The sequence below is a fragment of the Acinetobacter sp. BY419 genome (assembly GCF_019038395.1).
Lineage (GTDB): Bacteria > Pseudomonadota > Gammaproteobacteria > Pseudomonadales > Moraxellaceae > Acinetobacter.
The window spans coordinates 1-23263 of sequence record NZ_JAGFXZ010000020.1 but is presented as its reverse complement, the minus strand read 5'-3'; the positions used below and the strand labels follow the sequence as shown (position 1 = coordinate 23263).

20 protein-coding genes and 1 tRNA gene are annotated in these 23263 nt (G+C 45.1%); 11 read left to right on the top strand and 10 right to left on the bottom strand.

From position 1 onward, the window contains the following. Positions 1 to 205 precede the first annotated feature (205 nt). The 5 genes from cysM (at position 206) to KUG37_RS09185 (ending at position 6494) form a co-directional block, all read left to right on the top strand. Entirely contained in the window at positions 206 to 1135 is a 930-nt protein-coding gene (cysM, locus tag KUG37_RS09205; RefSeq protein ID WP_216936700.1) for a cysteine synthase CysM, read from the top strand. Between the two features lie 18 nt (positions 1136 to 1153). Beyond that, positions 1154 to 1972 (top strand): 3'-5' exonuclease, encoded by an 819-nt coding sequence (locus KUG37_RS09200; protein ID WP_216936701.1) that lies wholly within the window; start codon positions 1154 to 1156, stop codon positions 1970 to 1972. Positions 1973 to 1978: 6 nt separating this feature from the next. Further along, positions 1979 to 3367, top strand: coding sequence for a 23S rRNA (uracil(1939)-C(5))-methyltransferase RlmD (rlmD, locus tag KUG37_RS09195; RefSeq protein ID WP_216940380.1), 1389 nt, complete (start codon positions 1979 to 1981; stop codon positions 3365 to 3367). A gap of 32 nt (positions 3368 to 3399) precedes the next feature. Beyond that, positions 3400 to 5709, top strand: coding sequence for a bifunctional (p)ppGpp synthetase/guanosine-3',5'-bis(diphosphate) 3'-pyrophosphohydrolase (locus KUG37_RS09190; protein WP_216936703.1), 2310 nt, complete (start codon positions 3400 to 3402; stop codon positions 5707 to 5709). 101 nt (positions 5710 to 5810) lie between these two features. Then, positions 5811 to 6494, top strand: coding sequence for a hypothetical protein (locus KUG37_RS09185; RefSeq protein WP_216936704.1), 684 nt, complete (start codon positions 5811 to 5813; stop codon positions 6492 to 6494). 24 nt (positions 6495 to 6518) lie between these two features. On the opposite strand, the gene secF is transcribed toward KUG37_RS09185, so the two are convergent. The 7 genes from secF to queA form a co-directional block, all read right to left on the bottom strand. Beyond that, complete coding sequence (gene secF, locus KUG37_RS09180) at positions 6519 to 7493, bottom strand: protein translocase subunit SecF (RefSeq protein ID WP_216936705.1); 975 nt, start codon at positions 7491 to 7493, stop codon at positions 6519 to 6521. 8 nt (positions 7494 to 7501) lie between these two features. After that, positions 7502 to 9400, bottom strand: coding sequence for a protein translocase subunit SecD (gene secD / locus KUG37_RS09175; RefSeq protein WP_216936706.1), 1899 nt, complete (start codon positions 9398 to 9400; stop codon positions 7502 to 7504). Positions 9401 to 9451: 51 nt separating this feature from the next. Next, positions 9452 to 9781, bottom strand: coding sequence for a preprotein translocase subunit YajC (gene yajC, locus KUG37_RS09170; protein WP_216936707.1), 330 nt, complete (start codon positions 9779 to 9781; stop codon positions 9452 to 9454). 100 nt (positions 9782 to 9881) lie between these two features. After that, on the bottom strand, positions 9882 to 11012 hold the full coding sequence (tgt, locus tag KUG37_RS09165) for a tRNA guanosine(34) transglycosylase Tgt (protein WP_216936708.1): 1131 nt from the start codon (positions 11010 to 11012) through the stop codon (positions 9882 to 9884). Positions 11013 to 11237: 225 nt separating this feature from the next. Then, positions 11238 to 11807 (bottom strand): LemA family protein, encoded by a 570-nt coding sequence (locus tag KUG37_RS09160; RefSeq protein ID WP_216936709.1) that lies wholly within the window; start codon positions 11805 to 11807, stop codon positions 11238 to 11240. Between the two features lie 50 nt (positions 11808 to 11857). After that, complete coding sequence (locus tag KUG37_RS09155; protein ID WP_216936710.1) at positions 11858 to 12886, bottom strand: hypothetical protein; 1029 nt, start codon at positions 12884 to 12886, stop codon at positions 11858 to 11860. Between the two features lie 16 nt (positions 12887 to 12902). Next, positions 12903 to 13937: a tRNA preQ1(34) S-adenosylmethionine ribosyltransferase-isomerase QueA gene (queA, locus tag KUG37_RS09150; RefSeq protein WP_216936711.1), complete on the bottom strand. Its 1035-nt coding sequence runs from the start codon at positions 13935 to 13937 to the stop codon at positions 12903 to 12905. A 167-nt stretch (positions 13938 to 14104) separates the two neighbouring features. Here queA and KUG37_RS09145 point away from each other — a divergent pair. Next, positions 14105 to 14191, top strand: a tRNA-Leu gene (locus tag KUG37_RS09145). Positions 14192 to 14491: 300 nt separating this feature from the next. Here KUG37_RS09145 and KUG37_RS09140 read toward each other — a convergent pair. Continuing rightward, entirely contained in the window at positions 14492 to 15376 is an 885-nt protein-coding gene (locus KUG37_RS09140) for an MBL fold metallo-hydrolase (protein ID WP_216936712.1), read from the bottom strand. A 133-nt stretch (positions 15377 to 15509) separates the two neighbouring features. On the opposite strand from KUG37_RS09140, the gene KUG37_RS09135 reads away from it, so the two are divergent. Next, positions 15510 to 16481, top strand: coding sequence for a GlxA family transcriptional regulator (locus tag KUG37_RS09135; RefSeq protein ID WP_216936713.1), 972 nt, complete (start codon positions 15510 to 15512; stop codon positions 16479 to 16481). A 149-nt stretch (positions 16482 to 16630) separates the two neighbouring features. Here the strand turns inward: KUG37_RS09135 and KUG37_RS09130 are convergent, their stop codons facing one another. Continuing rightward, positions 16631 to 18862, bottom strand: a complete 2232-nt coding sequence (locus KUG37_RS09130) for an NADP-dependent isocitrate dehydrogenase (RefSeq protein WP_216936714.1) — start codon at positions 18860 to 18862, stop codon at positions 16631 to 16633. A gap of 282 nt (positions 18863 to 19144) precedes the next feature. Here KUG37_RS09130 and KUG37_RS09125 point away from each other — a divergent pair, with 282 nt between their 5' ends. The 3 genes from KUG37_RS09125 to KUG37_RS09115 all read left to right on the top strand — a co-directional run bounded on the left by KUG37_RS09125 (position 19145) and on the right by KUG37_RS09115 (position 20986). Next, positions 19145 to 19309, top strand: a complete 165-nt coding sequence (locus KUG37_RS09125; RefSeq protein ID WP_216940378.1) for a hypothetical protein — start codon at positions 19145 to 19147, stop codon at positions 19307 to 19309. 39 nt (positions 19310 to 19348) lie between these two features. Continuing rightward, entirely contained in the window at positions 19349 to 19858 is a 510-nt protein-coding gene (locus KUG37_RS09120; RefSeq protein WP_216936716.1) for a DUF1543 domain-containing protein, read from the top strand. Between the two features lie 135 nt (positions 19859 to 19993). Next, complete coding sequence (locus KUG37_RS09115) at positions 19994 to 20986, top strand: DUF2804 domain-containing protein (protein WP_216936717.1); 993 nt, start codon at positions 19994 to 19996, stop codon at positions 20984 to 20986. Positions 20987 to 21053: 67 nt separating this feature from the next. Here the strand turns inward: KUG37_RS09115 and KUG37_RS09110 are convergent, their stop codons facing one another. Beyond that, on the bottom strand, positions 21054 to 21932 hold the full coding sequence (locus KUG37_RS09110) for a metal-dependent hydrolase (protein WP_216936718.1): 879 nt from the start codon (positions 21930 to 21932) through the stop codon (positions 21054 to 21056). Positions 21933 to 22074: 142 nt separating this feature from the next. Here KUG37_RS09110 and KUG37_RS09105 point away from each other — a divergent pair, with 142 nt between their 5' ends. Continuing rightward, entirely contained in the window at positions 22075 to 23106 is a 1032-nt protein-coding gene (locus KUG37_RS09105) for an AraC family transcriptional regulator (RefSeq protein ID WP_216940375.1), read from the top strand. Positions 23107 to 23263: the final 157 nt, after the last annotated feature.

Here is a 23263-nt window from a genome sequence, read left to right as displayed (position 1 = left end):
ATTTTAAAGCGCCCGACTGAAATAGAGTTTTTATCTTCTATTAAATATTAAGCTGGCTACTTCATCTTGCCAAATAACTGGAAAATAGGGTGTAAGGCTTGATACTCAGTGAGTTTTAGCGAGTTTTCTGAAAAAGCCTTGCTAAATGGGTGCAGGGAAAAGCATTTTTTCATACAATAGCCGCACCTCGATATAGGTGCAAATAATGAGTAATACCACCCCTGATTTTCAAGCAGACGAATTTTTGTTAGACCATTATGTCGGCAAAACGCCACTGGTGCGTTTACAGCGTCTGGCAAGTCACACTCAAGCTACAGTACTCGCGAAACTCGAAGGCAATAACCCGGCAGGATCGGTCAAGGACCGTCCGGCCTATAATATGATCATGCAGGCCGAGAAACGCGGGCAGATCAAACCGGGTGATACCCTGATTGAGGCGACGAGCGGAAATACGGGGATTGCATTGGCGATGGTCGCATCGATGCGTGGCTATAAAATGAAGCTGATCATGCCGAACAATATGAGTCAGGAACGTAAGGACGCGATGCGGGCTTATGGTGCCGAGCTGATTGAAGTGACCAAAGAACAGGGCATGGAAGGCGCACGTGATCTGGCTGCCCAAATGCAAAATGATGGCGTGGGTCTGGTTTTGAATCAGTTCGGAAATCCGGACAATGTCGAAGCACATTACCTGACCACAGGCCCTGAAATCTGGCAGCAAACCGCTGGCAAGATTACTCATTTCGTCAGTTCTATGGGTACAACCGGTACTATTATGGGTGTCTCTAAATACCTGAAGGAAATGAATCCTGATATCCAGATTGTTGGTTTACAGCCATCAGATGGTTCAAGTATTGCCGGGATCCGTCGCTGGCCGGAAGAATATCTACCAACGATTTTTGATCGTAGCCGGGTCGACCGTATTATTGATATTCCACAAATTGAAGCTGAAAAAACCATGCGCAAATTGGCGCAGAAAGAAGGTATTAGTGCCGGAACTTCGTCTGGTGGTGCAGTTTGGGCTGCAATCAAACTGGCAGAAGAAAATCCAGATGCCGTGATTGTGTGTATTATCTGTGACCGTGGTGACCGTTACTTGTCTACAGGGTTATTCTCTGTACAAGATCCTGAATAATTATTTGAGCACTGTTTTATGCGTCTGCCTGTTTTAACTTTCGATATTGAAACCCAAACCGATCTCAAATCAGGCGCGCATCTGTTTGGTCTGGAGCTGCCTGAGGCAGATCTAGATCAGGCCCTGACCAAATTACGCCGTCAGGATTCAGGTTCGGATTTTCAGCGTTTGCCGCTGCATGAAATTGTCTGTATTTCTGGTTTATGGATCGACGAACAGGGCATGAAGCTGTTTTCGTTTAGCCGGGAACAGCATTCTGAAGCGGAAATTTTAAAAAAATTTCTGTCTATTTTTGACAAGCGTCACCCGACACTGGTCAGTTGGAATGGCTCACAGTTTGATTTACCAGTGATTTTATATCGCGCCATGTATCATGGACTCTCTGCACCGAGTCTGTTCGATCAGGGCGAAATTGATACGCAAAAGCGTTATAATAACTACCAGAATCGTTACCATCATCGTCATGTCGACCTGATGGATGTGATGGCCATGTTCCATGCCCGTCATTTCCAGAAGCTGGACGATGTTGCACATTTGCTGGGGTATCCGGGCAAGCGCGGTGATGGCGTTTACCGTATACCCGAGTATGTCCGCAATCAGCAATGGACCGAACTGACCTCTTATTGTGAAGGGGACGTCCTGAATACCTGGCTGGTCTATATTCGCTGGCTGTTGTTAAAAGGACAGCTGTTACTGCCAGATTATCAGCATCTGCTGCAAAGTACGATTCAATATTTGCATACTCAGCCGCAGCATGCGGACTTCTTGTCAGTTTGGCGTGAGACTTCGCAACGAACTGAATTTACCCGTTTTGACTTTCCCATCTCCACATCCTAGGTTTTCATGAAACATCGAGCGCAAACACGTCCTACCCAGCAACCCGAGTATATTTTTCAGGTTGAGTCACTTTCGCATGAGGGACGTGGCATCGCTCATTATGGTTCACATCCGGATCATCCACAGCATAAACACGGCAAGAAGGTTTTTATTCGTTATGCCTTGCCGGGTGAAACCGTGCGTGCCCGCATTACCCGTGAAGTCAAAAAACTAGAAGAAGCCGATAGTCTTGAGTTGCTGGGCGATGCTTCTGACATTCGCGTCAAACCGATCTGTCCGCATTTTGGGATCTGTGGTGGCTGTAATATGCAGCATATTGCGCCAGATGCCCAGATTGAGCTGAAACAGAATGTGCTGAAATCGCATCTGCAGCATTTTGCCGGTATTCAGCCTGAGCAATGGTTGCCACCATTACGTTCACAGCGAGAAGATTATCGCCGCAAGGCCCGGATCGGGGTGCGTTATCTGCCTGCTAAAGACCAGTTGCTGGTGGGTTTTCGGGAAAATCAGTCCAATAAGCTGACCTCAATTGATCGCTGCATGATTCTGGATCGGGAATTCGGTTCGGTTACAGCGCTTAAACAATTGCTGCAACGTCTCAATGGTAAGGCCGACATTGGTCATATAGAATTGGCCATGGGTGATCAGGAAATTGCCTTGCTGGTGCGCGAAACTGTAAAATTATCTGCCGAAGATGTCAACCAATTGCGCGAATTTACGTTACAGAAAGGTTGGCACCTCTATTTACAGCCTGCCGGCAAAGAGACACTCTCGCGGATAGATAAGCCAGAGGGATCTTCACGCTTACACTATGGTCTTGATGACTTTGATGTGAAATTCGGCTTTAATCCTCTGGACTTTACCCAGGTAAATTCAAGTATCAATCCGCAAATGGTGCGATTGGCATGTGATTTGCTACAACTGCAACAGGGGGAGCGGGTTCTGGATCTCTTTTGTGGTTTAGGAAACTTTTCTTTGCCGCTGGCGCGCTGTGTTGGTGCGTCGGGCCAAGTGATTGCTGTAGAAGGAAGTGAAGAAATGGTTCGCCGTGGTGCGGAAAATGCCAAAAACAATGGTATTGCACAAATAGCGTTCTATTCACAAGATTTAACCAAAGATTTCTCGCACCATACTTGGGCAAATCAAGGTTTTGATGCATTATTAATCGACCCGCCACGTGCCGGGGCAGAAGAAGTGATGCATTATATCCCTCAGTTTGGAGCAAAAAGAATCGTTTATGTGTCATGTAATCCTGCGACACTCGCCAGAGATGCAGGACTATTGGTACAACAGGGCTATCGTCTCACCCAAGCGGGAGTGATGGATATGTTTACACATACTGGACATGTGGAATCAATCGCATTGTTCGAAAAAGAAAATCAAATAAACGATTAAAGAAATGATGTTTTTAAAAGTAGGAGATGGGTATGGTCACAGTACGTGAGCAACTCCCTGGGCGACTCAATGAGTTGTCACAGGAGACGACTGTAGAACATGCCGAACAAGCACACCACGATCTGACCGAATGGTTAGATCGGGTTCGTGGCATATTAGATGGCGCACCTTTAACGCAGCTCGAAGAAGTCGCCCACTTAACATTAGAAAGAGAGCTGCAAAGTACGGTCCAGCACCGCTCCAATACCTTCTATACCGGTATTGAGATGGCGGATATTCTGGCACATCTGCATGTCGATGAAGATACTTTGTCCGCAGCCATGCTGTATCGGGCGGTACGTGAAGGCGTTATGCCACTTAGCGAAGTGTTGGAAAAGTTCGGTGAACAGGTGCATAGCCTGGTCAAAGGCACGCTGGCGATGGGTAAGCTGTCTGAACTAATTGAAAAAAATAAACGTCTGGAAGATCATTTCAATAATAACCAGCGTGAACATCTGTCCGGCATTTACAAAATGCTGATTTCGGTCACCGAAGATGTGCGTGTCGTTCTGGTCAAACTGGCCGAACGTACCTATGCCTTACGTGAACTGGCTAATTCCTCACGCGAGCGTCAGGAACGGGTTGCTCGAGAAATTCTGACCATTTACTCGCCGCTGGCCCACCGTTTGGGTATTGCCCAGTTGAAATGGGAGCTGGAAGATCTGGCGTTCCGTTATCTTGCACCCGAACGTTATAAAGAAATTGCTTCTCTACTGAATGAAAAACGCCTGGAGCGTGAACAGTATATTCAGTTTGTGATTGAGAAATTACGCAATGAATTGTCTGAACATGGCATCGATGCTGAAATTAATGGGCGGGTGAAACACATTTATTCGATTTATCGGAAAATGAAAAGCAAGAACCTGAGTTTTGATCAGCTGTATGATATTCGTGCCTTGCGGGTATTGGTCAAAAGCGTGCCGGAGTGTTACCACACTTTAGGTATTGTGCATCAGATCTGGCGTCATATTCCGCATCAGTTTGATGATTATATTACCAATCCAAAAGCCAATGGCTATCGTTCCCTGCATACCGCTGTAATTGCAGAAAACAAATCGCTTGAAGTTCAGATTCGTACCCATGTTATGCATGAGGAAGCTGAACTTGGAGTATGTTCACACTTTAATTATAAGGAAGGCTCAAAAACCACGGATCGCTCCTTTAATCATCGTTTACATTCCTTGCGTGCGGTGCTGGAACATTATCAAGAACGTAATGAAACAAGCGCCCATAAAGAATCAGAAGATGAAATAGAAAATTTTGAGCATATTCAGGATTTTGAAGGTTTCGAAAAGATTTATGTGTTTAGTCGTGATGGTGATATCAAAGAGCTGCCACGTGATTCGACCGTACTCGACTTTGCTTATCATGTACATACCGAAGTGGGGAACAAGTGCTATGCGGCACGGGTGAACCAGCGCTATGTGCCACTGACCTATACCCTGAAAACCGGGGAACAGGTCGAGATTCTGACCAAAAAAGATCGGGAACCAAATCGGGACTGGCTGGTCAACTCATTGGGGTATATCAAGACTGCCCGGGCGCGAGACAAGCTGCGTCACTGGTTCCGTCAGCAGGACCGAAGCAAGAATCTGGAAGTCGGCCGTGAAGTGCTGAACAAAGAGTTGTCACGTCTGGCGATTCACCCGAAATCGATTGATCTGAGTGATTATTGCAACCATTTTAATGTCAAGACCGGTGATGACATTCTGGTCAACCTGGTCAATGGTGATATCAGCCTGCATGCCCTGATTAATCAGGTGAATCGTCACATGCATCTGGATCAGGATGAACCTGAGCTGGTGCTGAAACCGGCCTTGAATCCGCGTGCCAGTCATACGCTGTCAGCCCATGGCATTCTGATTGACGGTCTGGATAATGTTGAGTTGCATGTAGCGCAATGTTGCCAACCGGTGCATGGTGAATCGATTGCCGGCTATATTACCCTGAATCGTGGGGTGAGCATTCATAAGGTGGCCTGTCCAGATTATATCCGCATGATCACCCAAGAGCCTGAACGTGCTGTAGAAGCTGATTGGGAAATGCAGCCAACACGTGGTCAGAGCGTACAGATAGTGGTGGAAGCTTATGATCGACGTGGGTTGCTGAAAGATCTGACCCAGGTGATTTTCTCGGATCAGATCAATATCCGTCAGGTCAATACCATTTCGGAAGCGGACGGTATAGCCAATATGAAGCTCCTGATTGAAGTAAAAGGTCTGGCGCAACTTTCCAAGCTGCTGGCCCGTCTTGAGCAGCAACCGGGAATTATCAGTGCACGCCGTCTGGTACAGGGTACTTAATTCCTGACGCTTAAGCTTAAAAAAGCCTGCAATTTAATTGCGGGCTTTTTTATTGTAATGTATCTGAATGACATGGATAAAAAACAGACCAGCAGACCGAGATGAGCGCGACTGAAATATTTGAACGTAGACGAAATAATCTGGCCAAGGTGATTGATCTGCTGATCGAGATGCAGCACTTTAAAACCGGCAAAGAGATCTGTGAACATTATGGCTTGTCTGCGTCATATATCACGCAATTACTGAATAGCAAACGCCAGATTGGCGAGAAAGCGGCAAGGGAGCTGGAGCAACAACTGAATCTGGAGGTCTTGACTCTGGATCAGTCGGTTGAACCGAAAGCTGAATTGTCTCCAATTCATGAGCAAGGCGTACTGCTACACATGCAGGTGGTACAACAGCAGGCATTTATGCTCATGCCCATGGATTCAGCCCATTCATTCAATCAGGATGTTTTTCATCTGCAAGCGCAGCATTATGCGATTCAGGTGGCAGGATCGTATTATTTTCCCAGCTTAAAACCAGGCTGGTGGCTGATTTGTGACCAATATGCCGAGTTGTCCACTTCCGGCATGTGCTGTGTGTATCTGGCCAATGGCTTGCAGCTCATTTTGGAACGGGTAGGCGAAACTCAGGATAATTATGAATTTCAAAGTCTGGATGAGAGCCGGAAGGTCATTTTTCAAAAAACCGATATTGAGAAAATCCATCCTGTTATTGCGGTTCTTCCTGCTACGGCATATCCAGACAGCAGAAATAATTCAGCCCATCATAAGACGGGCTGAAAGATGAAAATGAAAGATAACAGATTATGGAATCTGGTTATCGTCTTCAAATTCTGGCTTCACCTGAACAATAAAGTCCTGACGGTTTAGGCCACGCCATAAGGCAAATGCCGTACCGATATAAATGGATGAATAGGTCCCGACAAAGACACCGATAAACATCGCGATCGAGAACCATTTCAGACCATCACCCCCCATGATCATCATGGCAACGACTACCAGTAATAAAGTCATCGAAGTATGAATGGTACGACGTAAGGTTTCAGTCAGGGCAATATTGACGATTTCTACCGGTTCTGCACCACGAATCTTACGGAAGTTCTCACGGATACGGTCAGAGACCACGATATTATCGTTCAGTGAGAAACCGATAATTGCCAGCAGTGCTGCAAGTACGGTGAGGTCAAACGGCCACTGCATCATCGCAAAAATCCCGAGGGTTACGACGATATCATGGAATAGTGACAACACTGCACCCATAGCCAGCTTGAACTCAAAGCGGATGGTGACGTAGACCAGCATCAACAGGAGCGCCAGTGCTACAGCACCACCAGAACGGACATAAAGCTCGTTACCGACCTGACCACCGACTACATCCACTTTGGGTACCGCTGCCGGATTGTTTGGCAACTGTACAGCAGTGGTAATCATGTTGGGCAGATCTTCTGCTTCGATATCGTCCTGAACTGGCATCCGCACCATTAGGTCACGTTCAGAACCCAGGGTCTGAACCACTGCATCATTAAAGCCGGCCTGGCTCAGTGCTTTGGAAACATCTTCGGGCTTCACCGGATTGGTATAGTTCAGCTCGGCCGCGATACCGCCAGTAAAATCCAGACCCAGATTTAAGCCTTTGGTGGCAATAAAAAAGAGACTCGCAACAGTGATAAGAATCGAAAACAATGCCGCAGGCATCGCAATCTTCATAAACGGAATGATGCGCTCGTCTTCAGGGCGACCATACTGTTTTGGATTGAGTTGAGTATTTTCAGTCATCATTGATCTCCTTAAATGCTCAACTTTTTCAAGTTACGTTTTTTGCCATAAATGAGCTGTACAATCGCACGGGTTACTGTAATAGCAGTAAACATCGAGCAGACAATACCAATCATGAGTGTTACAGCAAAGCCTTTGATCGGACCTGTACCAATCGCGAACAGAATGAATGCAACCAAGAAGGTGGTGAGGTTGGAGTCAAAAATGGTGTTATAAGCACGATCATAACCCGCCACAATCGCCTGTTTCGGCGAAGCCCCCCATTTGATTTCTTCCCGGATCCGTTCACAGATCAGCACGTTGGCATCGACCGCCATCCCGATGGTAATCACGATACCGGCAATACCCGGAAGGGTGAGCGAAGCACCAATCCATGACATGACTGTCAGGATCATGGCCAGGTTAAATATCAGCGCAAAATTGGCAATCAGGCCAAACAGGCGGAAGAACACCACCATCCAGATTGCGACCAAGAGGAAACCGATCTGAGTTGAAAGTACACCCTTGTCGATGTTCTCTTGACCCAGACTTGGACCAATTACACGTTCTTCAACGAAGTACATTGGCGCAGCCAAAGCACCGGCACGTAGCATTAATGCAAGTTCAGCAGCTTCTTGCGGTGAGTCCAGACCGGTAATACGGAACTGAGAACCCAGTACCGCCTGAATGGTTGCAGCATTGATTACCACAGATTCAGTATACGGTGTACGAACTTCAGTTTGAGTGCCAGTCGCAGGGTCTTCCACATAGTTAATGCGCTGTTTGTTCTCGATGAACAAGACTGCCATACGTTTGCCAACCGCATTGCGGGTCGCATCCGACATCAGTTTGCCACCTGCACTGTCCAGCGTAATATTAACTTCAGCACCGCCAGTGTCCTGGCTAAAGCCACTCGATGCATTCTGAACACGTTCACCGGTTAAGATACGGTTACGGTTCAAGAGTAGCTGACGACCACTGTCCAGTGATTCATAAGCGAATACTTCTGTGCCTGGTGGCAATGCACCCGCTGCCTGACCGGTATATGGATCGATGTATTGATCATTCAGGTCAGACACCAGACGGAACTCGAGATTCGCGGTACGACCCAAGACACGTTTCGCTTCCGCTGTATCCTGTACACCCGGCAATTCAACCACAATACGGTTGCTGCCCTGGGTTTGAACCAGTGCCTCAGCCACACCTAACTCGTTAATACGGTTACGTAAAGTGGTCAAGTTCTGATTCACTGCATAAGATTCAATTTCTTGCTTACGCACATCCGTATAGTTCAAACGTAAGGTCGAACCGGTATCGGTCGCAACAGCCTGCTGGGTAAACTCATTGCCGTTACGGCGCAAGTAGTCCATCACTGCAGCACGATCATCGTTATTGGCAAACTGCACCACAATCGTGTTGTTGCTTAAGTTCAGGCTATTAAATTTCAGGTTGTTATCACGCAACTGACGACGTAGATCCGTCGCAGAAGTTTCCATACGCTGGGCAATGGCCTTGTCCATATCCACTTCAAGCAAGAAGTGAACACCACCACGTAAATCCAGACCGAGCTTCATTGGTTTGGCACCAATTTTTTGCAGCCATTCTGGGGTGGTTGGGGCAAGGTTAAGCGCAACCACGTAATTATCACCTAAACCACGACGTAAAGCCTCTTTGGCTTTAAGTTGCGATTCACTTGAATCTACGCGTAATAAGGCCGCATTGTTGCTAAAGCTATTGTCATGAGTGGCAATATTTTCAGTTTTTAAAATTTGCTCTGCTTTTTGTACGATGCTTGCATCAATTTGAGTACCAGCTTTGGCACCCGAAATCTGTACAGCAGGTTCATCTGGATACAAACTTGGCAGGGCATATAAAGTACTGATCACCAGGACAACCAGGATCAGTACATATTTCCATGCTGGGTAACGCATTCGTTTTCTTCTTAAAATGAAAAAGTCGTGCGAGGGCACGACTATTTTTGATTAAAGGTTATTTAAAGTGCCTTCAGGTAGAACTGAGATTACACTTGCACGTTGAACTTTGACTTCTACACCGCGGCTTAATTCAACCACTGCGAAGTCACCTTCAATCTTGGTGATCTTGCCCATTAATCCGCCTGCAAATACCACTTCACTGCCAACGCCAAGGCTTTCGACCAAAGCACGGTGTTCTTTGGCACGTTTAGATTGAGGACGCCAGATCAAGAAATAGAAGATTGCAATAAAAACCGCAATCATCAAAATGTTTGCCATCATGTTGGGTTGTGCAGCAGCTTCACCTGCAGCGTGAGCAGTCGAAATAAAAAGGCTCATTATATTTTCCTAAAATAAAAAACTGGTGATCAACTCGATAATAAATTGACATATTCTTGCAATTTACATTGTCTTTTTCCTCAGCGCAAATGCTGATGGATTAATCTTGCGGACAAGGTGGCACTTCCAGACCACGGCGGGCATAAAAGTCATGGACAAATTCATCAAATGTGCCATTGTCCAATGCATCACGCATGGCCTCAGTCAAACGCAGGTAATAGCGCAGATTATGAATGGTACCGAGCATTGAGCCGAGCATTTCTCCGCATTTCTCGAGATGGAATAAATAAGCACGGGTGAAATTCTGGCAGGTATAGCAATCGCAATGTGGATCAAGTGGACCTTGATCATGGCGATATTGACTGTTACGGATCCGCACCAAACCATCTGTCACAAAATAATGACCGTTACGTGCATTTCGGGTTGGCATCACGCAGTCAAACATATCCACACCACGGCGCACTGCTTCTACGATATCTTCCGGCTTGCCGACACCCATCAAATAACGGGGTTTGTCTGCTGGCATTTTTTCTGGAAGATAATCCAGTACCTTGATCATTTCCTCTTTAGGCTCACCGACAGACAGACCGCCAATCGCATAACCATCAAAGTCGATTTCAAGCAGGCCTTTCAAAGATTCGTCACGTAAATCTTCATACATACCGCCTTGAATAATGCCGAATAAAGCATTGCGGTTTTTCAGTACGTCATGATGCTGGGTTTTACAGCGTTTAGCCCAGCGCAAAGACAGTTGCAACGATTTCTGTGCTTCTTCATGCGTCGCGGGGTAGGGGGTACATTCATCAAAAATCATCACAATGTCAGAGTTCAGCGTGTGCTGAATATCCATTGAAATTTCAGGAGATAAAAATACTTTTGAACCATCGATGGGTGAACGGAAGGTCACACCTTCTTCTTTAATTTTACGCATTGCACCCAGACTGAATACCTGGAAGCCGCCTGAATCGGTCAAAATCGGATTATTCCATTTCATAAATTCGTGCAGACCGCCATGTTCCCGAATCACATCGAGTCCTGGACGTAAATACAAATGGAAGGTGTTGCCCAGAATTACTTGAGACTTAATCTCTTTGATGTCACGCGGTAACAGGCCTTTGACCGTACCGTAAGTCCCCACTGGCATGAACATCGGGGTTTCAACCACGCCATGTTCAAGCGTTAAACGACCACGACGGGCACGGCCCGACTGCGCTAGTTTTTCAAACTTCATAGGAGTTCCAAATCAAGGCGAAAAAACAGTTCGCTGATGGTTAGTAGCTAAAGGGCGCTATTTTCCTTGATTCCGACACTAAACGCTAGCGTTCTAGAGTTTCAACGCTGTAATTTTATTTGTGCATCATTCAATTGAATTTTTATAAAGAAGCAGAAATTATTCTGCAGTTCCTGTATTTTTTTGGGGCAGGACCAGAAACTGCGGATTCGGTCAAATAGATTCTTAGTGAAAATTTGGACGATAATCAAAACTCTGGGCCACACTTTGATCACGGAAAGGGCGCACCACTTTTTTCCTGAGCAGCATATTGTTAATGATGTTGTGCGGGAAAATCTGGATCTGGTTATTAAACAGCTCGACATTGCGATTATAAATCGTAATTGCAGCACCAACATTTTCATTCTGTTCTTCAATTTCACCCATCATTTTCAGATAAATTTCATTAGCTTTCAGTTCAGGATAATTTTCAATCACTACATTCAGGCTATGCATCAGCTGTTTGTTCAGGCTTTCGATGCGCTGCAACTGGGAAATATCGGCATCCGTGATATTCAGGTTCATGATGTTCTGACGCAGTTCGGTGACTTTTTCCAGTGTGCCTTTTTCAAAAGAGGAATATTGTTCGACCAGCGGTTGCAGCCCGTCCAGAATTTTCAGTTTTTGCCGTTCATAACTGGCGACATCAGACCAGGCGCGAATCGTGGAGTTGTGGTGGCGGACAATATTGTTGCGGATCATGATGATCGCAACAATCAGTGCAACGATGATTAAATATAAAATCAAAAATCCCATCCGAGATCTCCCCAATACATAGTCATATTTTAAAAATGATGCAGAAAAAGTTATTTTAAAAACTGTAGCAGATCATGTTGTAACTTTTCGAGTTGTTTTAATTTAAATGTTCTCAGATGACCGCGCAATGTGGGAATATCGCTAATGTTATTCTGCTTGCTCGACACCTGAAATAAATCATGTGGCCCCAGATAGCACAGTATTTTATTTTCCGGATGAAACAGCAAATCACCCTGACGCTGTTCAAAAAAATCGGCCAGACGCAGTACAAAGCCCGGACTGAGTAATTTGGCAGTCTGCATCGGATCACAGCCATAAAAACTTAAGCGCTGATTGGTATGAATATCGCTGCTGTGCCAGGGATGACTATAAGGATAATAAAATTTCTTTCTGGAGGTCGTGACCGCCAGTCCCTGAATCTGGATATCAAACACAAATACGCCCCACAGGTCTTTGTGGACCTGCATCAGTTTGACCGGCTGACCTTCTTTGTTGCGAACCTGTACTTCATCAATATAGTGATATTGAAACAGTAGCACCTGATGTTGCTGGCCGTTTTCATCTTCCCACACCGTGCTGGCATAACGCTGGATCTCGTTACTCAAAGAGCCCTGATTGAATACTGGGAATAAGCGTTTTAAATGCCCAATAAACTGCAAGGGATTTAAAGGAATTGAAATATGCTGCGGCTGTTGTTGAAAGGCAAGCTGATATTTTTTGGCCAGAGCCTGTTCTTCCAGAAAAGCAATGACTTCTTCTAAGGGTTGCTGTTGTTCATAGCAAATATAGGCCCAGAAGATGCATAGACAGCCGAGAAAAATACTGCTCTGAATCCAGATATTTTCCGGGGCAATAAAAACACTTGCCATCAGAAAAAGTCCAATTCCGGCAAGCGCGAGCGGTAAGTTGTTCTCAAACTTGAGCGTAATAGGACCATTCCAGGGATGCAGTCCATCCAGCAGATCCTGATGACTATTGGCTTGACGGCCTAAATCCCAGAGCCGAGCGATATTCTGAAACACCACTGCATTTTTCTTGCGACGAATATGAATGGACTGTTGCACAGACTCGATCGGCATGGGCAGGTATGCTCGCTTATTGTGCCTGATCAATCAGCATGGCATCGCCATAACTGAAGAAGCGATACTTGCTGTCTACAGCATGCTTGTAGGCATTCAGGATATTGTCACGATTGGACAAGGCAGACACCAGCATTAACAGGGTCGATTCTGGTAAATGGAAGTTGGTAATCAAACGATCGACCACTTTAAACTCATAACCCGGATAAATGAAAATCTGGGTATCACCGGTCCAGCCTTTCAGTTCACCACCATTGGCCTGTGCTGCACTTTCAGTGGCACGGGTAGCGGTGGTGCCGACGGCAATCACTTTATTGCCGCGTGCTTTTGCTGCTTTAATGAGTGCCATCGATTCATCGGACACCTGACACCACTCGCTATGCATAATGTGATTTTGAATGTCATTGGTACGTACTGGCAAGAAAGTACCTGCGCCAACATGCAGGGTTACAAAAGTTTTTTGAATTCCTTTTGCTTCGAGTTTTGCCAGCAGCTCGGCATCAAAATGCAGGCTGGCGGTTGGTGCTGCAACGCTGGCCAGTTTGGTTGGATCATTAAACACAGTTTGATAACGTTCGGTATCAATCTCTTCCGCTTCACGGTTGAAATAAGGCGGAATTGGCAACGCACCGTATTGGTCTAAAACGTCTAGAATCGGTTGTGAGAATTCCACAATAAACAGATTTTCATGACGGCCTTGCACCGTCACTTTAACTGCGTCCGGACCAATAAACAGTTCCGCACCGGCTTTCGGTGAGTTACTGGCTTTGATATGACAATGTGCAATGAACTGATCCATCATACGCTCAACCAGTACTTCTACTGCACCGCCTGAAGCACGTTTACCTTTTAAGCGGGCTTTCATGACTTTGGTATCGTTTAATACCAACAAGTCGCCGTCTTCGAGTAAATCCAGAATGTCGGTAAATTGATGGTCATGATATTGACCTTGTGCATCGAGATGCAGCAGGCGAGAGGCACTGCGTGTTTCCAGAGGATAGCGAGCAATTAGCTCATCGGGGAGATCAAAATTAAAATCAGAAAGTTGCATGATAATTTACGCTAAAAAAACTGCGGCTAGTATAAACTTTTTTCTTTTTTATGGCGGGAATTGCTCGATTTTAAAACGAAAAAATGCCATTTGTTTTAAAAATAAACAAATGTAAATATTCTGCGTTGACATCTGTTCGAAACAGGGTAATATACCTTTCATCCACTCCCGAGGTGGTGAAATTGGTAGACGCGGCGGACTCAAAATCCGCTGTCAGAGATGACGTGTCGGTTCGAGTCCGACCCTCGGGACCAAAATTTTAAAAACCCCAAGCATATTCAGTCTTGGGGTTTTTTATTGTCTGAACTAAATGCTTTCGCTATTTTCTTGCAGTTTATTCAATCCGAATAAGATGATCACTCTGGGAAATGAGTACCTAAATAAGTATCTGAATAAGTGTGGGTGTTTATTGAAAGTTTCACAGCAAAGACAGGAAAATCCTCAATAATAAGTTGAATTTACAAGATTAAAATTAATAAAGCTTATGGTTGTGACGCTTCTTTTTTCTTTAAACGAAAAAAGTGGATATGACATCCACTTTTTTTTAAATCAGCTTAGAAAGACAGGATTTCACCATCAATCGGAATCAAGACTTTATCCTGAATGCCTTTGGCTTTGACGTATTCAGCAAGTTGGGCACGTGTGACGGACATATGATTAATTGCATCCATATGAACTGCAACTACTTTGGCATTTGGGGCTTGTTGAGTGGCACGATAGGTATCTTCCTTGCCCATAATAATAGACTCTTTGAAGCCATTGACCAGCGCATTGCCGGTATTCAATACAATCACCTCCGGTTGGAATGTTTTAATCGCCTGATCCACCTCAGGGCGCCAGATGGTATCACCCGCTACATAAACAGTTTCATGACCTGCTGCTTCAAATACCACACCCATTGCTTCACCCAGCCCGGCTTTTAGCGCCGGATTTCGATACATGGCATCGGTACCATGCTGACCACCGGTTTTGGTTAATTGAATCCCTTCAAAAGTTGTTTTGGTTAAGATACGAACATCTTTAAAGCCCTGAGCCTCAATGATTTTTTGGTCTGCTGCATTTTGTACAAATACTGGCGTATCTTTCGCAATCGCTGCTTGTGCAGCATCATCCCAATGATCTAAATGCGTGTGCGTGATGATCACAGCATCTACACCTTCTAAAACGGTTTTAGGCTTCATCGGTAAATCGACCAATGGGTTCCGCAGATAACTACGGTGAGTATCTGGGAAGCCTTCATAAAAGCCTTTTGGGGCAAACATCGGGTCAATTAAAAAAGTCGTGTCGGCATAAGTGACTTTAATGGTCGCATTACGGATTTCCTGTATATGGATGGCTTTTGAAGTATCGCGTGGTACAGCCTGATCATGTGCGGATAGGTTCAATGACGCTGTGGCCAGAGAAAGGGCGATAAGCGAGCTGCTTAAAAGTTTATTCATCTTAGAAGTCCAGAAATTGATTGATGCTGGCATGATGCTAGAAATCAAAAACTCAAAAAACTGTCCTTAAAGACAATCATCGAAACTATTGGGACAAAATGCTATATTACTTCTTTAAAAGGAGGTGGATGAAATGGCTTTACCTGTGGTTGGACTATTTGTATATCCCCATATCAATCCCTTTCACTTTTCTATTCCCTATATTATTTTTAAGATCAAAATTGAAGATCAGGCCTTGTTTGAACTGAAAATATTTTCATTGGATGCTCAGCCGGTAAACACTGAACAATCGATGATGATTATGCCTGATGGAGGGCCTGAGCTGATGCAGGATGCCGATGTCATCATTATTCCAGGCTGGGATGATTTTAATCACCAGCCCGATCAGGCACTGATTGCTGGATTGAAGCGTGCTCAGCAAGCTGGAAAAAGAATAGTTGGACTATGCTACGGCACCTATGCATTGGCATATGCCGGTTTGCTCGATCATAAAAAGGCTGCGACCCACTGGATGGCGGAGCAGGATTTTAGTCAGCGTTTTCCACAAATTCAGCTTGATCGCGATGCACTCTATGTTGAAGATCACGGCATCATTACTTCTGCGGGAACAGGCGCTGCTTTGGACTGCTGCCTGTATCTGGTACGTGAACTATATAATGCCCAAATTGCCAACAAGGTATCTAGGGTGATGGTGATTCCATCTCATCGTGAGGGCGGGCAGGCACAGTTTATTGAGCAGCCAATGGCAAAGTCGAGTCAGGATGCACAAATCAATCTGTTGCTGGATTTTCTAAGAAAAAATTTAGCGCATCAGCACAGTATTGAAGCCTTGGCAGGGCAGGTGAATATGACCCGCAGAACCTTTAGTCGTCATTTTAAGAAGGCTACGGGCATGACCTTGGTGGAATGGCTGAATGCGGAAAGAATCCGTTATAGCTGTGAATTACTGGAAACCACTCAGCTCTCTATCGAAAAGATATCTGAGCTTTCCGGGTTTAATACCACAGTACTGTTTAGAAAAAACTTCCGTGAAAAATATGGCACTAGTCCACAAGCATGGCGAAAGAATTTTGGTATGACTGAGCAGATGATTCACGCTAACTAAGCGTATTGTTGTCATTCGTTGATGTATTCAATACCAACAAAGATTGGCTTAAGTAATGATTTCAAATAACAATATATAAAAAACCGGCGCCTAGACGCCGGTTTTTTTTAATCAATTTAACCTAAGGGTAAATTGATTTTTTCAAGTCATTAAACAGTTGCAAGCACTGTATTCAAGGTTTTACTTGGACGCATTACTGCATTTACTTTCGCTTGATCCACAGCATAATAACCGCCGATGTCTGCTGGTTTGCCTTGAACTTCAGCAAGTTCAGCAATGATCTTGTCTTCGTTTTCAGCCAGTGCTTTTGCAAGCGGAGCAAACTTCGCTTTCAATTCAGCATTTTCGTCTTGCGCAGCAAGTTCTTCAGCCCAGTATTTTGCCAGGTAGAAATGGCTGCCACGGTTATCCAACTCGCCAGTACGACGTGAAGGTGACTTGTCGTTATCCAGCAATTTGCCAGTCGCTTTATCTAAAGTTTTAGCCAATAACTTCGCAGCAGCATTGTCTTCTTTGATACCCATCTCTTCTAGTGACACAGCCAAAGCCATGAATTCACCTAGAGAGTCCCAACGCAAATGGTTTTCTTCAACCAATTGTTGCACGTGTTTAGGAGCAGAACCGCCTGCACCTGTTTCGTACATGCCACCACCCGCCATTAATGGCACGATAGAAAGCATTTTCGCTGAAGTACCAAGTTCCATGATTGGGAACAAGTCAGTCAGGTAATCACGTAAGATGTTACCTGTTACAGAAATCGTATCCAGACCACGAGCAACGCGTTCAAGTGTGTAACGCATTGCACGAACTTGTGACATGATTTGGATGTCTAAACCGTCAGTGTCATGATCTTTCAAGTATTTTTCAACTTTCTTGATCAATTCATTTTCGTGTGGGCGGTACGGGTCAAGCCAGAAGATTGCCGGCATGCCAGAGTTACGTGCACGTGTTACAGCAAGTTTTACCCAGTCGCGGATCGGTGCATCTTTCACCTGACACATACGCCAGATATCGCCTTCTTCCACGTTTTGAGACATCAACACTTCACCTGTTTCTAGGTCAGTGATGTTCGCAACACCTGCTTCAGGAATTTCGAAAGTCTTGTCGTGTGAACCGTATTCTTCCGCTTTTTGCGCCATCAAACCAACGTTAGGTACAGTACCCATTGTTTTTGGATCGAAGTTGCCATTCCATTTACAGAAATTGATCATTTCTTGGTAAATACGTGCGAAAGTTGATTCAGGCATGACTGCTTTACAGTCGTAAGGCTTGCCGTCAGCGCCCCACATTTTACCGCCACCACGAATCATTGCAGGCATAGAAGCATCTACAATCACATCGTTTGGTGAATGGAAGTTAGTGATGCCTTTTGCAGAATCAACCATCGCTAAAGCTGGACGGTGTTCTTGACAAGCATGTAAATCGGCAATGATTTCTTCACGTACAGAGGTTGGTAGAGTTTCAAGCTTTTCGTAAAGACCCGCCATACCGTTATTGACATTAATGCCAAGCTCGTCAAAAAGCTTGCCATGTTTTTCGAATGCTTCTTTGTAGTAAATTCTTACACAGTGACCAAATACGATTGGGTGAGACACCTTCATCATGGTTGCTTTAACGTGTAAAGAGAACAGGATGCCCGCTTCACGACAGTCTTCAAGTTCTTTCTCGTAGAAGTCGCAAAGTGCTTTCTTGCTCATGAACATTGAGTCGATGATTTCGCCTTCTTGAAGCGCAACTTTAGGCTTAAGAACAATCGCTTCACCAGACTTAGTGATCAATTCCATTTTCACATTACGTGCGCGGTCTAAAGTCATTGACTTTTCGCCGTGGTAGAAGTCACCTTCATCCATGTGTGAAACGTGAGTTTGAGACCACTGTTTCCACTCGCTCATAGAGTGCGGGTGTTTTTTAACGTAGTTTTTAACGGCAGCAGGCGCACGACGGTCTGAGTTACCTTCACGTAGTACAGGGTTTACGGCAGAGCCTAAGCACTTGCCATAACGTGCCTTGATTGCTTTTTCTTCATCAGTGGTCGGGTTTTCAGGATAGTCAGGGATTGCATAACCTTTGGACTGAAGTTCCTTGATACACGCTGTTAGCTGACCAACAGAAGCACTGATATTTGGGAGTTTGATAATGTTCGTGTCTGGATCTTGTGTAAGACGACCTAGCTCAGCTAGAGTGTCAGGCACCTTTTGCTCTTCGCTTAGGTAATCTGAAAATTCGGAGAGCACGCGCACAGCTACAGAGATGTCACTTTTGACGATCTCAACGCCAGCTGGCTTAGTAAAGGTCTCAATGATCGGCAGCAGAGAATAAGTCGCCAGTAATGGCGCCTCGTCGGTCAGTGTGTAAATGATAGTTGACTTTCCACCAGCCATATATAGCCCCTTGCGTTGGATTGAGTTTCTGAGGACCGAACTTTTGGCCCAGCCTCTTCGAACCGATTTGCTTGAATATAAACATTGAGAGTATCGTCTTTCAGCGCATTTCAGTCAATGAAATATGCTTTTTGATTGCGATTTGGGTGAAAATTCGTACAGATTTGTGTGGTTTGGCGGTGTTTGTATTTTGTACAGAAAATTAATCTCTTAGTGCTAAAAACCCCGAGGGTTTTGGTTGGAAATTGATCAAGATCAGATTTGGTACATGCAACATGAATTTTGATCCCCAGCCGAGCGCTTGCCATTCTGAAACTACACTATCAGGACCAGATGACTGCATTGGACTTAAAGTCGCTACTTGCAGCTCAATATAAGAATATTTACTGGACAGAACTGAAAATATTCATCGCATTGACGCATTGGAATCCGCTTGATTATCCTTAAATTAGAGAAACTGAAAAAATCGATTAAAAAGGAAAATATATGCCCAGCCTGTTTATTGTGATGCTCGGTGGACGTCATGCCCGTGCCAATACAGAAGTTCATGATGTGGTCTTGGCAGTGGGGGAGAATCTTGAAGACACCTATCCGCAATTGAAAAATGCCTGGTTTGCTGAACAGAAAGGTCTGCATATTGATGCCTGGGCGCAAATCAACGGGCTGGAGTTCGAGGGTAAATCCTATGCACTTCACTTTGCTGATGCTGCTTCGAATCAGGCCAATGAAAAACTTTGGCTGATTAATCTGGGTGGATATGATCCACGCGAGTTTGGCGAGCTGCATCGTTATGTGCTGGTGATTGCGCAGAATGCCATGGTGGCCAAACAGCGCGGTAAAGCCCATTTCGCCAGGCACTGGCAAAAGCAGCATACCGACCGTGTGCTGGATGTAGACGACTGTATTGCGATTGATCAGGTTTATGGTCGCTACATACAACTGGTAGAAGGAGGTTTTAGCGCGAATTGCTGGGAAAATACCTATTTGACTATTTGAGGCTGCTTATGATTTAGTTACACCAAGGCGGGCTGGATGATTCGACGAATGACGTAAAAAAATCTTTATCAAAATCTAATAATCGGCATAATACTGTCAAGGAATAACAGTTTTGACTGAGATGGAATGTCTTAAATGGATTTAATTCAGGCAAATGGACAACCGCGTTACGGACGTTTCAAAGAGCTTCCAAAAAGTGTTGACTATCAGGCATATCAATACAAAAATCCTTATGGTCATGTGCTATCAGGCTGGCGTAAGCATCTAAAATATAAAAAGTTCAAGTTCTGTAGTATTCAGCACGAGCATTATACCATTGGCTTGGCAATTGCCGATATTGCTTGGGCAGGGCATGGTTTTGTCTATGTCTATAACCATATGACCAATGATGTGCTGGAATGGAATGCGATTAATTTCCTGTCACGTAATACCGTGCTGGATGAACAGCCACTGTTTAATCATAGTTATTTTCACAAGTCACCTTTTCAGATTGATATCCAGCATGCCAATGGCGTTCGTTATATCAACGTTACTAAATATGGCGAGATTAAACTCAGTGCGCGAATTTTCTGCGCCGGCACTGATCCACTGAGTATGTGTAGTCCGAACGGCATTAATGGCTGGACTTATACCCAGAAACTGACCACTTTGGGCTGTGAGGGTTTTTTCATTAACAAGCAGGGTGAAACCATCCAGTTTAATGAACGCAGCTTTGCCTCTCTCGATGATACCTGTGGCTTTTTGCGGCCGGAAACTGCCTGGTTCTGGCTGTCCTGTAATTTCTGGGATGTGAACCAGAACCGGATTGGAATTAATCTGGCTTCAGGCGTGAATGAAAGTTTTGGCAATGAAAACTGTCTGTGGATCAATGGCAAGATTTATCCACTGGCTGATGTCTTGTTTCAGCAGGAATCTGAAAACAACTGGACGATTAAATCGCTGGATGAAAAATTAAATCTGATGGTGAGCACAGGCTGGCGCCGTTATGAAAACCTGAATCTGCGTCTGGTCGGCAGCCAGTTTAGCCAATGGCAGGCCAAAGTCTGCGGCACCATTCAGCAGGATGATCAGGAAATTATTTTATTGAATGAATATGCCTTGCTTGAGCAGCATTATGCCAAGTGGTGATACATTGATGATAAGACATTTCTAGCTAAAAAAGCCTTCAATCTTGAAGGCTTTTTTAGATTTAAACTTAGTCTTTGGCGGCCTGCCAGAAGGCTTCGCCGGCCTGAATCGGGTCATTGGTTTCTGCTAAAGTCTTCACCCATACATCGTATTGGGCAATGACTGGATGCTGGCTGGGATGAAAATCTTTTTTAAACCAGTCCCGATATTGTGGACCCATACGGGTCAATATCCCGTGGCGACCAAAGAACCAGGGAAGCCCTTTCCAGTTCATCTGTAACTGTTGTAAGGGGCTGAATCCATCATGTTTGAGCATCACATTGGCGCGATAGGTGGTAAAACCAAACATCAAACATGTGGTACTGAGCAAGGTTATTTTGCGCATCCATTCAGGTGTCTTCGCGACATCTTTCATCACGTCAAAAGCCACATCCCGATGTTCCATTTCTTCAATTGCATGCCAGGCGAACATGGCGCGCACATAAGGATGACCATCTTTTAACGTGGATTTCTGGCCGTAAAAAGTTTCCGCCATGAGTGCGGTTAAGTGTTCTGCAGCAGCAGTGATTGCAATATTGAACTGTGCTGAACGATGTTTAAGGTCATAGGCGAAAATCTTATTCAATCGCTCGATAAAATCATCGACTGGCATGCCCTGTTCACGCATCAGCTGGTTCATTTTTTCATGGGCAATGCCGTGCTGTGCCTCCTGCCGGATGAAATCTGCCACACGTTGTTGCAGGTCAGGGTCTGTGATCTGATCGCGGAACAGGCGAACGCTCTGAATAAAATAACGCTCGCCATCAGGAAAGGTCAGACTTAATGCATCAAACATACGGGTCAGAAAGGGGTCGCCGCCAAACCAGTAACGCGGGATTTCATCCAGTTTAAAATCAAGCTGGGTCCGTACCACGGGCTTTATCGAAGATTTTAATACGGCATTCATCTTGTACATTCTTTTTTGTGACGATGCTGACAGTATGTCGGGGAATACAGCAATTGTTTTGACAGTGCTTGCCAATTTTTATACATTTTATGCCAAATGAAAATAAGACCGGCCAGATTGCAGCTGTCATCGAGAATCGCGCATGCAGGAAATTAAAATATCGAATGGCTACATTCAGCTCTGGGCAACTTATTTACGTAGTTTGGGGATTGAACCTTTAACTGCAGACTTTCTGCAAGATGTACATGGCCCACTGGTAACACTGATCGACCAGCCTTTTGATAGCCAAGTGCCGCTGGACTTACTCAACCATCTTCTTTTAACCACCCGGCAATATTTAAATTGTCCGCAGCTGATTTTCGAGATTGTACAGCTCATTCGCCCGGAGCATTTTGGTGTGCTCGGTTATATGGCTTCGCGAAGCAGCAGTGTCTCGGAAATGATCCGCCATATCATGCGCTTTCAACGACTGGTCATTGATGGCAGTGAAGTCGTTCCTTTGCTGCTAAAACAGCATGAGCAGAGTATTGAACTCTATTGGGCCTATTTAGACGAAAAATATAATCTGTTCAATGAGCTGACCATGGCGGCGATGGTGCAATTGGGGCGCGTCATTTTGCAGGATCATCTGCTGTTACTGCGCTGTGTACGTTTTGCACATGCCTCTGACATGGCGCAAATGCACTATCAACAGTTTTATGCCAGTGAAGTTAAATTTTCCCAGTCTCATTATGGGCTAGAGCTGGACTTGCAAGGACTGGCACATGGGGCGGAGCAGGCCGATCCCATGCTGTTACAGTTGCTGATTCGTCAGGCAGAAGAGGCGATTGCGGCCAAACCACAATTTGCAAGTACTTTACAGCAAGCACAACAAATCATTGCCGAGCAGCTGAGAACCCGGCAGCAGGCGATTAAAGTTGAACAGCTTGCTCAGCAGCTGCTAATGTCGAAACGAAGCTTGCAGCGCTTGTTCAATGCCCATGATACCTCGTTTAAAAAGCTTCTGGAACAGCAGCGAATCAAACGCTGCGAAGTCTTGCTGCAGCAGGAATTCAGTCTGACCGAGATTGCCGAGCAGCTGGATTATTCCGATCAGTCGGCTTTGGCCAGAGCTTATAAAGCGGCCACAGGCCACACTTTATTGCAGCGCAAAAAGCAATTACAGCAGCCATAAAAAAGCGACCGAAAGAGGTCGCTTTTTTATTTCTTAGATTCTCAAATGAAGTGCAACAGAGATTAAATTATTGGAAAGAAGCAAGATGAGCTAGCATTTTGCTTCCGACCGACCAAAGTCAAAGTTGCATCATGAACTATACTCACCTTACCCAAGA

Coding starts and splice junctions, on each gene's coding strand:
- KUG37_RS09135 (WP_216936713.1), top strand. CDS start 15,510: ATGGCTTTACCTGTGGTTGGACTATTTGTATATCCCCATATCAATCCC.
- tgt (WP_216936708.1), bottom strand. CDS start 11,012: ATGAAGTTTGAAAAACTAGCGCAGTCGGGCCGTGCCCGTCGTGGTCGT.
- KUG37_RS09110 (WP_216936718.1), bottom strand. CDS start 21,932: ATGAATGCCGTATTAAAATCTTCGATAAAGCCCGTGGTACGGACCCAG.
- KUG37_RS09155 (WP_216936710.1), bottom strand. CDS start 12,886: ATGCCGATCGAGTCTGTGCAACAGTCCATTCATATTCGTCGCAAGAAA.
- KUG37_RS09130 (WP_216936714.1), bottom strand. CDS start 18,862: ATGGCTGGTGGAAAGTCAACTATCATTTACACACTGACCGACGAGGCG.
- queA (WP_216936711.1), bottom strand. CDS start 13,937: ATGCAACTTTCTGATTTTAATTTTGATCTCCCCGATGAGCTAATTGCT.
- KUG37_RS09120 (WP_216936716.1), top strand. CDS start 19,349: ATGCCCAGCCTGTTTATTGTGATGCTCGGTGGACGTCATGCCCGTGCC.
- yajC (WP_216936707.1), bottom strand. CDS start 9,781: ATGAGCCTTTTTATTTCGACTGCTCACGCTGCAGGTGAAGCTGCTGCA.
- KUG37_RS09105 (WP_216940375.1), top strand. CDS start 22,075: ATGCAGGAAATTAAAATATCGAATGGCTACATTCAGCTCTGGGCAACT.
- KUG37_RS09140 (WP_216936712.1), bottom strand. CDS start 15,376: ATGAATAAACTTTTAAGCAGCTCGCTTATCGCCCTTTCTCTGGCCACA.
- cysM (WP_216936700.1), top strand. CDS start 206: ATGAGTAATACCACCCCTGATTTTCAAGCAGACGAATTTTTGTTAGAC.
- KUG37_RS09115 (WP_216936717.1), top strand. CDS start 19,994: ATGGATTTAATTCAGGCAAATGGACAACCGCGTTACGGACGTTTCAAA.
- KUG37_RS09185 (WP_216936704.1), top strand. CDS start 5,811: ATGAGCGCGACTGAAATATTTGAACGTAGACGAAATAATCTGGCCAAG.
- rlmD (WP_216940380.1), top strand. CDS start 1,979: ATGAAACATCGAGCGCAAACACGTCCTACCCAGCAACCCGAGTATATT.
- secD (WP_216936706.1), bottom strand. CDS start 9,400: ATGCGTTACCCAGCATGGAAATATGTACTGATCCTGGTTGTCCTGGTG.
- KUG37_RS09200 (WP_216936701.1), top strand. CDS start 1,154: ATGCGTCTGCCTGTTTTAACTTTCGATATTGAAACCCAAACCGATCTC.
- KUG37_RS09160 (WP_216936709.1), bottom strand. CDS start 11,807: ATGGGATTTTTGATTTTATATTTAATCATCGTTGCACTGATTGTTGCG.
- KUG37_RS09190 (WP_216936703.1), top strand. CDS start 3,400: ATGGTCACAGTACGTGAGCAACTCCCTGGGCGACTCAATGAGTTGTCA.
- secF (WP_216936705.1), bottom strand. CDS start 7,493: ATGATGACTGAAAATACTCAACTCAATCCAAAACAGTATGGTCGCCCT.